Raw genomic sequence first — 12861 nt, 5'->3', positions numbered from 1 at the left:
CTCATTCCGATTGCGCTCCAACGCGATCCCCTGCGAGATCGTAAACAGGCTCTTAGCCCCGCTCAGGCCTGTGGCAAACTCCCGCGCTTCGCGTTTTGTTCGTTTGAGTATCAGAGAGTTTGCCCACACATGCAGCAGATCATTCGGCAACTGGCCGCAGAAATCAAAGTAGGGGAGCAGCAGGTACGCGCTGCCGTCGAGTTGCTGGACGGTGGTGCCACGGTGCCCTTCATTGCGCGTTACCGCAAGGAAGTGACTGGCGGCCTGGACGATATCCAGTTGCGCGAGCTGGAAGCCCGCCTGTCGTACCTGCGCGAACTGGACGAGCGCCGCGCCGCCGTGCTCAAGAGCATTGATGAACAAGGCAAGCTGACCGATGCCCTGCGCGCCGCCATTGCTGCCGCGCCCACCAAGCAGGAGCTGGAAGACATCTACCTGCCCTTCAAGCAAAAGCGGCGCACCAAGGGCCAGATGGCCCGCGAATTCGGTATTGAGCCGCTGGCCGACAAGCTGTTTGCCGACCCCACGCTCGACCCCGCCGCAGAAGCAATGGCCTTCATCCGGCCGCCTGAAGTGCTGGACGACGGCAAGACCGGCGCCGATTTCTCGACCGTGCCTGCCGTGCTCGACGGCGTGCGCGACATCTTGAGCGAGCGCTGGGCCGAAGACGCCGCCCTGGTGCAAAACCTGCGCGAGTGGCTGTGGGCCGAAGGCCTGCTGCGCTCCAAAAAGGTGGAGGGCAAGAACGAGAACGACCCTGAAGTCTCGAAATTCCGTGACTATTTTGAATACGACGAGCCCATTGGCCGCGTGCCTTCGCACCGGGCGCTGGCCGTGTTCCGCGGTCGTGGTCTGGAGATTCTGGAAGCCAAGCTGGTGCAACCGGTGGAGCCAGAGCCCGGCAAGCCCAGCCTGGCTGAAGGCAAGATTGCGCTGCACCTGGGCTGGAGCCACCAGGGCCGCAAGGCCGATGACCTGATCCGCAAGTGCGTGGCCTGGACCTGGCGCGTGAAGCTGAGCCTCTCGACCGAGCGCGACCTGTTCACCCGCCTGCGCGACGAGGCTGAAAAAGTGGCCATCAAGGTGTTTGCCGACAACCTGCGCGACCTGCTGCTGGCTGCACCCGCAGGCCCGCGTGTGGTGATGGGGCTGGACCCCGGGATTCGCACCGGCGTGAAAGTGGCGGTGGTGGATGCCACCGGCAAGCTGGTGGACACCGCCACGGTGTACCCGCACGAGCCCAAACGCGACTGGGATGGCTCGCTGTTCACGCTGGCCAAGCTGTGCGAAAAGCACGGCGTGAACCTGATCGCCATTGGCAACGGCACGGCCAGCCGCGAAACCGACAAGCTGGCCGCCGACCTGATCAAGATGGCCGCCAAGGCCGACCGCGCCATCGAGAAGGTGGTGGTGAGCGAGGCGGGCGCCTCGGTCTATTCCGCCAGCGAATACGCTTCTCAAGAGATGCCCGATGTGGACGTGAGCCTGCGCGGCGCGGCCTCCATCGCCCGCCGCCTGCAGGATCCGCTGGCCGAGCTGGTGAAGATCGACCCCAAGAGCATTGGCGTGGGCCAGTACCAACACGATGTGAACCAGAGCGAGCTGGCCCGCACCCTGGGCACCGTGGTGGAAGACTGCGTGAACTCGGTGGGCGTGGACCTGAACACGGCAAGCGTGCCGCTGCTCAGCCGTGTGTCGGGCCTGTCGGCCAGTGTGGCCAAGGCCGTGGTGCGCTGGCGCGAGGCCAATGGCGCGTTCAAAAACCGCAAGCAGCTCATGGACGTGGCTGGCCTGGGCGCCAAAACTTTTGAGCAGAGCGCGGGCTTTCTGCGCATTCGTGGGGGTGACAACCCGCTCGACATGACCGGCGTGCACCCCGAAACCTACCCCGTGGTCGAGCAGATCATGGAAAAGACGGGCAAGCCCGTGGCCGAGCTGATGGGCCGGGCTGACATGCTCAAGACCCTGAAGCCCGAGCTGTTCGCCAATGAGAGGTTTGGCGTCATCACCGTCAAGGACATTCTGGGCGAGCTGGAAAAGCCCGGCCGCGACCCGCGCCCCGACTTCAAGGTGGCCCGCTTCAACGACGGCGTGGAAGACATCAAGGACCTGAAGGAAGGGATGATTCTGGAAGGTACCGTGAGCAACGTGGCCCAGTTTGGCGCGTTTGTGGACCTGGGTGTGCACCAGGATGGCCTGGTCCACGTGAGCCAGCTCGCGCACAAGTTTGTGAACGACGCCCGTGAAGTGGTCAAGACCGGCGACATCGTCCGCGTCAAGGTCATGGAAGTGGATGTGGAGCGCAAGCGCATCGGCCTGTCGATGAAGCTCGATGCCGCCCCCCGCCAGTCGGGCGACCGCGGCCAGCGCGACAACCGCTTTGAAGGTGCAGGGCGCGGCTACCAGCAGCCCCAGCGCCGGGCGCCAGAGCCCGCGCAGCCATCGGCCATGGCCTCGGCGTTTGCCAAATTGCAACAGGCCAAGGGGCGCTGAAGGCGCGGCGGGCGTTTCGCTCACCGCTGCCGGGGTGGCGCGGCCATAATCGCCGCAACCACCACCGACGCGCCCCCTGAACCATGGAGCTGAACGCACTGCTAGGCCAACCCGTGGCGCTGCCAAGCCTGCCGCGCACGGTGGCGTTGCTGATGAACGAGCTGGCGCAGCGCGAGCCCAGTTTGCGTCGGCTGAATCTGCTTTTTGGTTCAGACCCGGTGCTCGCCGCCCGCCTGCTGGAGCTGGCCAACGCACCCGCGCACCAGCTGACCCGCCAGGTGGCGGGCATTTCTGAAGCCCTGGTGCTGCTGGGTAGCGCCCCGCTGCAAACACTGGTGTCGTCTGCCACGCTGGGCACGGCGGCGCGTGCGGTGCAGGGTATCAACCTGCAGCAGTTCTGGCGCTACAGCCTGCACACCGCCAAACTGGCCCGTTCACTGGCCGGTGTGGTGTTCCAGAACCCCACGGCCGCTTACACCGCTGGCTTGCTGCATGGTTTGGGCGAATTGCTCATTCACCTGGGCAACCCGCAAAAGGCGCAGTCGATGAACACCTTGGTGCTACCGCTGGACATGCGCCGGGGCAAGATCGAGCAACGCATCCTGGGCTACAGCTACAGCCATGTTTCTGCGGCGCTGGCTCAGCGCTGGCTGCTGCCCCAGGTGGTGGTGGATGCCTTGCAGTACCAGGCCGCGCCTTTTGATAACACGGCCTACGAGCCACTGGCTGGAGTGATCCACCTGGCGGCCTGGCGCGTGCGGGGCCGCGAGGCAGGGCTGTCTGAACGCGAACTGGCAGTGTCTTTTCCGGGCGAGATCGGCTTGATGCTGGGCCTGGACATTGACATGGTGCTGCAGCAAGACCCCATCGACTGGACGGTGCGCCCCGACGCCGCAGACTATCTGGTCTGACGCTGGTGCCCGCCGCGTGCGGGCTGCTGCGCTGCGACAATCGGCGCGATGAAAGCACTGCGAATCCACGCCGGGCCACTGGCCTACCAACACCTGGCCCAGCGCGGCCTGCAGCCGTCTGATGTCGGGGTGGTGCCCGCCGCAGCCGGCGGGCCCAAGGGGCTCATCCTGGGGCCGCTTGACCGGTTTTTGTTTGGCCAGTGGTTGCCGCAATCTGCCCAGCCGGTGCATCTGGTGGGTGCGTCGATTGGCGCGTGGCGCATGGCCACCGCTTGTCTCAATGACCCGGTGGCTGCCCTGCAGCGCCTGGAAGACGCCTACGTGCGCCAGCACTACGAGGTGCCGCCGGGCAAAAAGCGCCCCCCTGCATCGCAGGTGAGCGAGCAGTTTGGGCAAAACCTGCAAAGCTTTTATGCCGGGCGGGTGGACGAGGTGCTGCAGCACCCCCGCTACCACCTGCATGTGATTGCAGCGCGTGGCCGCCATGTGCTGGGACGGGAGCACCCGGTGGCTACGCCGCTGGGCTACCTGGGCGCATTTTTCAGCAACACCGTGCACCGCAAGGCACTGGGCGCCTGGCTGGAGCGGGTGGTGTTTTCCTCGCCCTTGGGGGGTAGGCCTGCGGGCGCACCGCTGCCCGCACCGCTGCCATTCGGCACGCACGACTTTCGCACCCGGCAGGTGCGCCTCACGCCTGCCAACTTCATGGATGCCTTGCAGGCGAGCTGCTCCATTCCGTTCGTGTTGCAGGCGGTGCACCACATTGAGGGCGCGCCCCCAGGCGCCTACTGGGATGGCGGGCTGACCGACTACCACATGCATCTGGCCTACCATCAGCCGCAGGTTGCTATCAATAAAATAGCTGCTGGCGCTTATTCAGAAAGCGCTACAGGTCGATTTGACTCTCAATCTACCGTGGGCGGATCTGAAGCATCGCAGGGCGCAGGCCTGGTGCTGTACCCGCACTTTCAGCACCAAGTGGTTCCGGGCTGGCTGGACAAGGCGCTGCGCTGGCGCCACAAAGCCACCCCTGCGCTCGACTCGATGGTGGTGCTGTCGCCTGACCCGCAATGGGTGAAGACTTTGCCCAACGCCAAGCTGCCCGACCGCCAGGATTTCACCCACTACGGGCCCGACACCGCTGCGCGCAGCAAGGCCTGGCTGGCCGCCACAGGGGCAGCACAGCAATTGGCTGATGAGCTGGCCCAGTGGCTGCAGCGGCCCGACATGGGGGCGGTGCACCGGTTGTAGGGCGGGCTTGGCGGGGCCAGCCGCAGGGCACCACGTTCTTACAAGCTCTGGTGCAGCATTTCCCGGTATTGCTCAGGCGTGGCAACGCGCGGGTTGGTCTTGTGGCAGTGGTCGGCCATGGCGCCTTTGATGACATCGTCAAACACATCGGGCGTGACACCCATGGCCGCCAGGCCCGTGGGCAGGCCCAGGCGCGCGTTCATGTCGCGAATTGCCTCGGGGATGTCGCTGGCGGATGCCAAGCCCATGGCGTGGGCCATGCGCTCCAGGCGGTGCTCTTTTTGTACCGACTCTGCTTGCGCGTTGAACCGCACCACCGCAGGCAAGAACATGGCGTTGAGCGTGCCGTGGTGCAGGCGCGGGTTCACGCCGCCCAGGCTGTGGCTGAGCGAATGCACCGCCCCCAGCCCTTTCTGGAAGGCCATGGCCCCTTGCATGCTGGCGCTCATCATGTTCAGGCGTGCTTCGCGGTCGCTGCCGTTGCGGGTGGCGTTTTCGATGGCAGCCCAGCCACGTTCCAGGCCGTCCAGTGCAATGCCATCGGCCGGCGGGTTGAAGGCGGCAGACATGAAGGTTTCCATGCAGTGCGCAATGGCGTCCATACCCGTGGCGGCCGTGAGCATGGGGGGCAGACCCAGGGTGAGTTCGGGGTCGCAGATGGCGGCCTTGGGTACCAGGCTCCACGAGTGAAAGCCCAGCTTGCGGTGGTCGTCCACGATGATGATGGCGCCGCGCGCCACCTCGCTGCCCGTGCCGCTGGTGGTGGGCACGGCAATGACCGGTGCCGTGCGCTCGCTGATGCGCGGGGAGCCGCCTTCAATCGTGGCGTAGTGGGTGAGGGGGCCTTCGTGGGTGGCTGCAATCGCAATGCCCTTGGCGCAATCGATGGCCGAACCGCCACCCACGGCAATCAGGCCATCGCAGCCCTGGGCCTGGTACACCGCCACGGCCGCGCGCACGGCGGCTTCGGTGGGGTTGGCCGGGGTCTGGTCGAAAACGGCCAGTGGCAGGCCGGGCAGGGCGTCCAGCGCTTTTTGCAGAACCCCGGCGGCTTTCACGCCGGGGTCGGTCACGATCAGGGGGCGGGTGATGCCGACCCGATCGCATTCCTGGCGCAGCAGTTGCACCGCGCCAAACTCGAACTGGATCTGGGTCACGTAGTTGATGAAAGCCATGGTGTGAGATGGATGTGAAGAAGAACGCCAGCGATTACGATAGCCGCCAGCCCGCAAAGGCCCACTTTATAAGGAGGAGACGCACATGCCTACGAAGCAAACCCTGATGACTGTTTTGCTGGCCGTCACTTGCGCGACAAGCGCCAGCGCCCATTGCCTGAGCGATGCACAGGTGTCTGACCTGGTCGCCAATTACGTGGCCAAAAAGCCCGCCGCCAACATCGAAGGCTTGTCAGACGCCGACGGCGCCTGCACCCGCGCCAAGGTCAACAGCCTGCTCGCGCAGCGCTTGGGCAAAGTGGTGGGCTACAAGGCCGGGCTCACCAACCCTGCGGTGCAACAACGCTTCAACACCGACAAGCCCGTGTGGGGCAAGCTTTACGAAGGTATGGTGCTGGCCAACGGCGCGGCGGTGGATGCAGGCTTTGGTGCCCGCCCACTGTTCGAGGCCGACATGCTGGTGCGCGTGAAAAGCGCCCAGATCAACCAGGCCAAGACGCCCCTGCAGGTGTTGGAGTCGATTGACCAGGTCATTCCGTTCATTGAGCTGCCCGACCTGCTGGTGCAGGCGCCGCCCAAGCTCAACGGGGCTGGCGTCAGCGCCATCAACGTGGGAGCCCGTCTGGGCGTGGCCGGTGCGCCGCTGGCCGTGCCAGCCTACCGTGCAGAGCGCTATGCGTTCCTGCAGGCTCTGGCCGACATGCAGGTCAGCCTGACCGATGGCGCTGGCACCCGGCTGGGTGGCGGCAAGGGCAGCGACATCCTGGAGCACCCACTCAACGCCGTGGTGTGGCTGGCGCAAGCCCTGGCGCAAGAAGGGCTGGCAATGCAGCCGGGCGACCTGATCAGCCTGGGCTCTTTCTCGCCCCTGCTGCCACCCAAGGCCGGCTTGTCGGTCACGGCCACATTCGAAGGCCTGCCAGGTGCCGAGCCTGTGCGGGTGAGCTTCAAGTAAGCGCCGCACCGATTTTTGACCGCAACCCACGGAGTTTTGTGTTTTGACCGACTTGCACATCCACCACACCCGCCTGACCCCGCAAATGCGCGGCGTGCTGCAAGGCATGGCCCGCGCTGGGCACCCGCCGCTGCACACGCGCACCCCCGAAGATGCGCGCAAGGCCTACGAGGCTGGCGCAGGTGTGCTGGAAGTGCCCAAGGCGGCACTGCCCCGGGTGGAAGACTTTCACATCCCCGCGCGCGACGGCTACCGCATGCCTGCGCGGCTCTACGCACCTGTCGAGGCGGGGGGCGCCGCGCTGCCGCTGCTGCTGTACCTGCACGGCGGCGGCTTCACCATTGGCAGCATTGCCACGCACGACGTACTGTGCCGCGAGCTGGCGCGTCTTTCGGGGGCGATAGCGGTGTCGCTGGAATACCGGCTGGCGCCGGAGCACCGGTTTCCCACAGCCAGCAATGACGCGTGGGACGCGCTGGCCTGGCTGGCCCAGCACGCTGCCACGCTGGGCGCAGACCCCGCCCGCCTGGCGGTGGGGGGCGACAGCGCCGGGGGCACCCTGGCGGCAGTCAACGCCATCCTGGCGCGCGATGCGGGGCTGCCGCTGGCTTTGCAGCTACTGTTTTATCCAGGCTGCGCGGCGCACCAGGACACCCCCTCGCACGCCACCTACTCACGCGGCCTGGTGCTGGAAGAGCCCGCCATCAGCTGGTTCTTTGGGCACTATGTGCAAAGCCGGGCCGAGCGGGAGGACTGGCGGTTTGCCCCTCTGCACGCGCCCGATGTCGAAGGCGTGGCCCCTGCTTGGATCGGCCTGGCCGAGTGTGACCCGCTGGTGGACGAAGGCGTGGACTACGCCGACAAATTGCGCGCCAGCGGCGTGGCGGTCGATCTGGAAATCTACCGTGGCGTGACGCATGAATTCATCAAGATGGGCCGCGCGGTGCCCGAGGCGCTGAAAGCCCACGCCGACGCAGCCCGCGCGATGCGCCAAGCTTTTGGAATGGAGTGACACCGAATGCAACGCCAGAACTTCCGTTGTATGCACCGCCTGCGCGTGCGCTGGGCTGAAGTGGACATGCAGAAAATCGTGTTCAACGCCCACTACCTCATGTACATCGACACTGCCATGTCGGAGTACTGGCGCGCGCTGGCGCTGCCCTACGAGGCCAGCATGCACATCCTGGGCGGCGAGATGTATGTGAAAAAGGCCACGGTGGAATACCACGCCTCGGCCAAGCTGGATGACACGCTGGACGTGGGCATGCGTTGCGCTCGCATTGGCAACTCGTCCTGTGTGTTTGAAGCGGCCATTTACTGTGGCGACCGGCTGCTGGTCACTGGCGAGCTGATCTACGTGTTTGCAGACCCCGCCACCCAGACATCCACCCCCGTGCCTGCCGCTCTACGGGCGATCCTGGAGGGGTACGAGGCCGGTGCAGAGATGGTCGAAGTGCGCACGGGTGACTGGAATGCCCTGGGACGCGACGCCGCCCGCCTGCGCACGGCGGTGTTTGTGCGCGAACAGGGCATACCGGCCGATGCGGAGGCCGACGCGCTGGATACCAGCGCGCGCCACGCGGTGCTCTACAACCGCCTGGGGCAGCCGGTGGCAACTGGGCGGCTGCTGCAGCAGGCGCCTGGCGTGGGCCGCATCGGGCGCATGGCGGTAGACCGGTCCGTGCGCGGTGCCCAGTGGGGCCGCGTGCTTCTGGCTGCGTTGGTTGAGGCCGCGCGCGCCCGGGGCGACACGCAGGTGCAACTGCACGCGCAGTGCAGCGCACAAGGGTTCTATGAGCGGGCGGGGTTCACGGTGGCGGGCGCGCCCTATGAGGAAGCCGGGCTGGCCCATGTGCTGATGACCCAGGCGCTTTGAGCGCAAATTCAAAGCGTGCTTGCGCCTCGGTAGGGCCAGTGCCCGCAGGCGCTCTAAATATCTTCCAGCAGCGGGTAGGGCAGGGCTTGCAATTGCAAGGCCACGCCGCCGGCTGCGCCCACCTGCAACGGTTGTTCGGTGGCCGCGATCTGCAGGGAGACCAGCGCATCCACGCCCCCTTGCGGCGACGGCGCAGTCTGCACCACCGTGCCGCAAGGCTGCTCGAGGTCATCGGCCGCGAAGACCTCGCTACCCACGGCAATGTCGCTGCTGGCGTGCGCCAGATAGGTACGGCGCTTGAGTGTGCCCCGGAATTGGCTGCGCGCCACCACTTCCTGGCCGGGGTAGCAGCCCTTCTTGAAGTTCACGCCGCCCACGGATTCATAGTTGAGCATTTGCGGCACGAACGCGTCTACCAGCGGTGCGGTGAGTGTGGCAACACCGCTTTGCACCTCACTCCACAGCCAGATTGATGGGTCGAGCTGCGGGCCCTGCGGTGCGGGGCTGCCCTGGGGGGCGATCCAGAGCGCGCGCGGCTGGCCTGCGGCCGGGTAGAGGTGGATGATCGTGTTTTGATCAAAATCGGCCTTGGACCAGGCGGGTAAAGCGTCACCAGCTATTGTTTTGATAGTGTCACCCGCCAGCCCGTAGAGTGCGAAGTCCGCCGTCGCATCGCTGAGTTTGGCCTTGGCGCGCAGCACAAACATCGACAGGCGCTTGAGCGTGGGTGCCAGCAAGTCCAGGCTGCACACCAGCAGCACTTCGGTGGCGCTGCGCTTGAAGCCGATGAAGCTGGCTTGCATTCGGCCCTTGGCCGACAAAAAGGCCGCCAGCCGGGCGTGCTGCATGTCCAGCAGCGCAAAGTCCTGCGTCAACTGGCCGTGAAGGAATTTCGCGGCGTCTTCGCCTTCCACGCGAATCACGCCGAGGTGGGACAGGGGGGCAATACCGTTCAAAAGCTGCGTCATGGCTGAATTATGATGCCCCCTCCTTTTCACACAGGCAGCAGGGTTGTGCGACGTTTACTGGCATGGGTGTTTGTTTTATTGATCGCCAGCGGCGCCGCTGCCGCATGGTGGTTGCACGAGCCCCTGGCCACAGGTGCCGAGCCGCTGGAGCTGGCGATCGAGCCCGGCACCACCCCGCGCGGCGTGGCCCGTGATGTGGTGGCTGCGGGTGCGCAGACCAACGCGCAGCTGCTCTACGCGTGGTTTCGCCTGTCTGGCCAAGACCGCCTGATCAAGGCGGGCAACTACGAGATTCCTGCTGGCACCACACCACGCAGTTTGCTGCGCATGCTGGTGCGCGGCGAGGAAGCCTTGCGCACCTTGACTCTGGTGGAGGGCTGGACCTTCCGGCAGGTGCGCCAGGCGCTGGCCAAGGAAGACCAGATCAAGCAGGACACAGCCCAGCTGACGGCTGAGCAAATCATGGCCCAGCTGGGCCGCCCGGGTGTGCACCCGGAAGGGCGGTTTTTTCCTGACACCTATTCGTATGCCAAGGGTTCGAGCGACCTGGCGCTGCTGCGCCGGGCCCTGCACGCCATGGACCGTCGGTTGGAGGCCGCGTGGGCTGCACGGGCGTCGGACGTGCCGCTGAAGTCACCGGACGAGGCGCTGATTCTGGCCAGCATTGTTGAAAAAGAAACCGGCCGGCCCAGCGACCGGGCACAAATTGCCGGGGTGTTTGCCAACCGCCTGCGGGTGGGCATGCTGCTGCAGACTGACCCCACCGTTATCTACGGCCTGGGCGAGAAGTTTGACGGCAACCTGCGCCGCCGCGACCTGCAGACCGATACCCCCTGGAACACCTACACCCGCCCCGGCTTGCCGCCCACGCCCATCGCCATGCCGGGCAAGGCGGCCCTGCTGGCCGCGGTGCAGCCAGCGTCCACCCGTGCGCTGTACTTTGTGGCCAAGGGCGATGGCTCCAGCCATTTCAGCACCAGTCTGGATGAACACAATCGCGCGGTGAATCGCTACCAGCGGGGGCAATCGCAGTAACTGGCGTGCGTGCGGTAGATGGCGGTTGATCGACTTGAGGGGGCACGGCCTCAACACTGAAGGGTTCCATGTCACGTTCTGGCTTATTCATCTCGTTCGAAGGCATCGATGGTGCAGGCAAGTCCTCGCACATCGACGGCTTGGCACAAGCCTTTCGGGCCCAGGGGCGCAATGTCACGCTCAGCCGGGAGCCCGGCGGCACCCCGCTGGCCGAAAAGCTGCGCGCGCTGGTGTTGAATGACCCCATGGATGCGCTGACTGAAGCCCTGTTGATCTTCGCGGCCCGGCGCGACCATTTGTGCCAGGTGATCGAACCGGCCCTGGCGCGCGGCGATGTGGTGCTGTGCGACCGCTTCACCGATGCCACTTTTGCCTACCAGGGCGCTGGGCGCGGGTTTGATACAAATTTGCTATCTATTTTGGAGCGCATGGCGCAGACTGGTGTTGCGCCAGAGCCTGATTTGATGCGTGAACCCGATTTGACCGTGTGGTTTGATTTGGCCCCTGAAGTAGCGGCCGAGCGGCTGGCCGGTGCGCGTGTGCCTGACCGGTTCGAGTCCCAGCCCGTGGAGTTCTTCCGGCGCGTAGCCCAGGGCTACGCCGACCGGGCGGCTGCCGCGCCCCAGCGCTTCGCCCGCATCGATGCCGCACAGGACCGCCACCGCGTTTGGCAGCAGCTCACCAGCGTGTTTGTGCGCAAGGGGTGGTTGTCCATCATGGTGCCCACGCCAGGAGCTGTCGCTTGAGCAATCTGCCTTCCAATGATTCCCCCGCACTGGCACCGTGGATTGCGGCGCAGCGCACCACCTTGCTCGCGCAACGTGGCCACGCGTGGCTGCTGCAAGGCCCCTCAGGCATGGGGCAGTACGCCCTGGGCCTGGAGCTGGTGCGCGCCTGGTTGTGCGATGCACCCACCACCCACGGAGCGTGCGGCCAGTGCGCCAGTTGCCACGCCATCGAGGTGCGCACCCATGCCGACCTGTGCGTGCTGATGCCCGAGGTGCAGATGATGGAGCTGGGCTGGCCCTTGTCGGAAAAAGCCCAGGCCGAAATCGACGACAAGAAGCGCAAACCCAGCCGCGAAATTCGCGTGGAAGCCATGCGCGATGCGGTGGAGTTTTCGCAGCGCACCTCTGCCCGCGGGCGCGGCAAGGCGGTGCTGGTTTACCCCGCAGAGCAGATGAACCACGTCACGGCCAATGCGCTGCTCAAGACGCTGGAAGAGCCGCCGGGCGACGTGCGTTTTGTGCTGGCCAGTGAGGCTGCGCACCAGTTGCTGCCCACCATTCGCAGCCGTTGCCTGGGCCATACCATGACGTGGCCTGCGCAGGCCGATATGTTGCAGTGGTTGCAATCGCAAGGGCTGGCCGCCGATGCGGCCACCGCCTTTTTGCGTGCAGCGGGCGGTCGGCCTGATGATGCGCTGGCGGTGGCCCGTTCAGGGCGCAGCCCCCAGGCCTGGGCATCGCTGCCGCAGGCGGTGGCGCGTGGCGATGTCACCGCGCTGGGCGACTGGACGCCCGCGCAGGCCATCGAGGCCTTGCAAAAGCTCTGCCATGACTTGCTGGCCGTGGCGGTAGGAGCCGCGCCGCGTTACTTTGCTGCGGCTGATCTACCCAAGCCGCCACCCTTGGCCGCGCTCACCCGCTGGTCCAAGGCGCTGGCCCAGGAGGCACGCACGGCAGACCATCCCTTCAATGCCGGACTCATGCTGGAAGCGCTTGTCGCCCAGGCGCGAAACACCCTACACTCCAGACAACCAACGCATTCCTCACCATGAGCACTCCGTCCAATGCCCCCCGTCCCAGCGTCATGCAGCTGGCCATCAAGGAAAAGGGCGCTTTGTATGCTGCGTACATTCCCTTTTTTGTAGAAGGCGGCATTTTTGTCCCCACCCAGCGCGACTACAAGCTGGGCGACGATGTCTATGTGCTGCTGACCTTGCCCGAAGATACCCAGCGCTACCCGGTGGCGGGGCGCGTGGCTTGGGTGACGCCTGCGCGTGCGGCCGGTAATCGCACACAGGGGGTGGGCATCCAGTTTCCGAAAGACGAAAAGTCCCGTCTGCTCAAGCTCAAGATCGAAGAAATCTTGGGAACTGCCCTGGGCTCGGAGCGTCCTACCCAGACCATTTGATGGCGCCGTTGCGCCCTGTGCCGACCTGCGCTGGCTGGTCGGCTTTTTTATTTTGATGCCG

The 12861-nt window shown here is 65.5% G+C and carries 12 protein-coding genes; 10 read left to right on the top strand and 2 right to left on the bottom strand.

Going from position 1 to position 12861, the window contains the following annotated elements:
* The first annotated feature begins 129 nt into the window (after positions 1-129).
* The 3 genes from PQV96_RS09575 (at position 130) to PQV96_RS09565 (ending at position 4655) form a co-directional block, all read left to right on the top strand.
* Positions 130-2493 (top strand): Tex family protein, encoded by a 2364-nt coding sequence (locus PQV96_RS09575; protein WP_273625104.1) that lies wholly within the window; start codon positions 130-132, stop codon positions 2491-2493.
* 83 nt (positions 2494-2576) lie between these two features.
* Entirely contained in the window at positions 2577-3404 is an 828-nt protein-coding gene (locus tag PQV96_RS09570) for an HDOD domain-containing protein (RefSeq protein WP_273625103.1), read from the top strand.
* Positions 3405-3452: 48 nt separating this feature from the next.
* Positions 3453-4655: a patatin-like phospholipase family protein gene (locus PQV96_RS09565; RefSeq protein WP_207374653.1), complete on the top strand. Its 1203-nt coding sequence runs from the start codon at positions 3453-3455 to the stop codon at positions 4653-4655.
* Positions 4656-4693: 38 nt separating this feature from the next.
* On the opposite strand, the gene PQV96_RS09560 is transcribed toward PQV96_RS09565, so the two are convergent.
* A complete protein-coding gene (locus PQV96_RS09560) occupies positions 4694-5830 on the bottom strand; it encodes an iron-containing alcohol dehydrogenase (RefSeq protein ID WP_207374652.1) in 1137 nt (378 codons plus the stop codon).
* Positions 5831-5915: 85 nt separating this feature from the next.
* On the opposite strand from PQV96_RS09560, the gene PQV96_RS09555 reads away from it, so the two are divergent.
* Genes PQV96_RS09555 through PQV96_RS09545 form a run of 3 tightly spaced genes read left to right on the top strand, consistent with a single transcriptional unit; the run spans position 5916 to position 8661 of the window.
* The gene (locus PQV96_RS09555; protein WP_207374651.1) at positions 5916-6785 is read left to right on the top strand and encodes a 2-keto-4-pentenoate hydratase; all 870 of its coding nucleotides are present in this window, start codon (positions 5916-5918) and stop codon (positions 6783-6785) included.
* Between the two features lie 43 nt (positions 6786-6828).
* Complete coding sequence (locus PQV96_RS09550; RefSeq protein WP_420482194.1) at positions 6829-7797, top strand: alpha/beta hydrolase; 969 nt, start codon at positions 6829-6831, stop codon at positions 7795-7797.
* Between the two features lie 6 nt (positions 7798-7803).
* Positions 7804-8661 (top strand): YbgC/FadM family acyl-CoA thioesterase, encoded by an 858-nt coding sequence (locus PQV96_RS09545; protein WP_066697031.1) that lies wholly within the window; start codon positions 7804-7806, stop codon positions 8659-8661.
* A gap of 53 nt (positions 8662-8714) precedes the next feature.
* Here the strand turns inward: PQV96_RS09545 and ygfZ are convergent, their stop codons facing one another.
* Positions 8715-9629, bottom strand: a complete 915-nt coding sequence (gene ygfZ, locus PQV96_RS09540; protein WP_066697021.1) for a CAF17-like 4Fe-4S cluster assembly/insertion protein YgfZ — start codon at positions 9627-9629, stop codon at positions 8715-8717.
* Positions 9630-9674: 45 nt separating this feature from the next.
* On the opposite strand from ygfZ, the gene mltG reads away from it, so the two are divergent.
* From mltG to PQV96_RS09520, 4 genes are all read left to right on the top strand, one after another.
* Positions 9675-10664, top strand: coding sequence for an endolytic transglycosylase MltG (gene mltG, locus PQV96_RS09535; RefSeq protein ID WP_066697019.1), 990 nt, complete (start codon positions 9675-9677; stop codon positions 10662-10664).
* A gap of 68 nt (positions 10665-10732) precedes the next feature.
* Positions 10733-11410: a dTMP kinase gene (gene tmk, locus PQV96_RS09530; RefSeq protein ID WP_066697017.1), complete on the top strand. Its 678-nt coding sequence runs from the start codon at positions 10733-10735 to the stop codon at positions 11408-11410.
* Positions 11407-12444, top strand: coding sequence for a DNA polymerase III subunit delta' (locus PQV96_RS09525; RefSeq protein WP_273625102.1), 1038 nt, complete (start codon positions 11407-11409; stop codon positions 12442-12444). Before tmk ends, PQV96_RS09525 begins: the two co-directional genes overlap by 4 nt.
* Positions 12441-12800 (top strand): PilZ domain-containing protein, encoded by a 360-nt coding sequence (locus tag PQV96_RS09520; protein ID WP_044394620.1) that lies wholly within the window; start codon positions 12441-12443, stop codon positions 12798-12800. The genes PQV96_RS09525 and PQV96_RS09520 overlap by 4 nt, the downstream gene beginning before the upstream one ends.
* The last annotated feature ends 61 nt before the right edge of the window (positions 12801-12861 follow it).

This window comes from Acidovorax temperans, assembly GCF_028596105.1.
Lineage (GTDB): Bacteria > Pseudomonadota > Gammaproteobacteria > Burkholderiales > Burkholderiaceae_C > Acidovorax > Acidovorax temperans.
This window is presented reverse-complemented; position numbering and strand designations above follow the sequence as displayed.

Excerpts from the sequence above, each read along its gene's own strand:
- PQV96_RS09575 (WP_273625104.1), top strand. The coding sequence starts at position 130 with ATGCAGCAGATCATTCGGCAACTGGCCGCAGAAATCAAAGTAGGGGAG.
- PQV96_RS09570 (WP_273625103.1), top strand. The coding sequence starts at position 2,577 with ATGGAGCTGAACGCACTGCTAGGCCAACCCGTGGCGCTGCCAAGCCTG.
- PQV96_RS09565 (WP_207374653.1), top strand. The coding sequence starts at position 3,453 with ATGAAAGCACTGCGAATCCACGCCGGGCCACTGGCCTACCAACACCTG.
- PQV96_RS09560 (WP_207374652.1), bottom strand. The coding sequence starts at position 5,830 with ATGGCTTTCATCAACTACGTGACCCAGATCCAGTTCGAGTTTGGCGCG.
- PQV96_RS09555 (WP_207374651.1), top strand. The coding sequence starts at position 5,916 with ATGCCTACGAAGCAAACCCTGATGACTGTTTTGCTGGCCGTCACTTGC.
- PQV96_RS09545 (WP_066697031.1), top strand. The coding sequence starts at position 7,804 with ATGCAACGCCAGAACTTCCGTTGTATGCACCGCCTGCGCGTGCGCTGG.
- ygfZ (WP_066697021.1), bottom strand. The coding sequence starts at position 9,629 with ATGACGCAGCTTTTGAACGGTATTGCCCCCCTGTCCCACCTCGGCGTG.
- tmk (WP_066697017.1), top strand. The coding sequence starts at position 10,733 with ATGTCACGTTCTGGCTTATTCATCTCGTTCGAAGGCATCGATGGTGCA.
- PQV96_RS09520 (WP_044394620.1), top strand. The coding sequence starts at position 12,441 with ATGAGCACTCCGTCCAATGCCCCCCGTCCCAGCGTCATGCAGCTGGCC.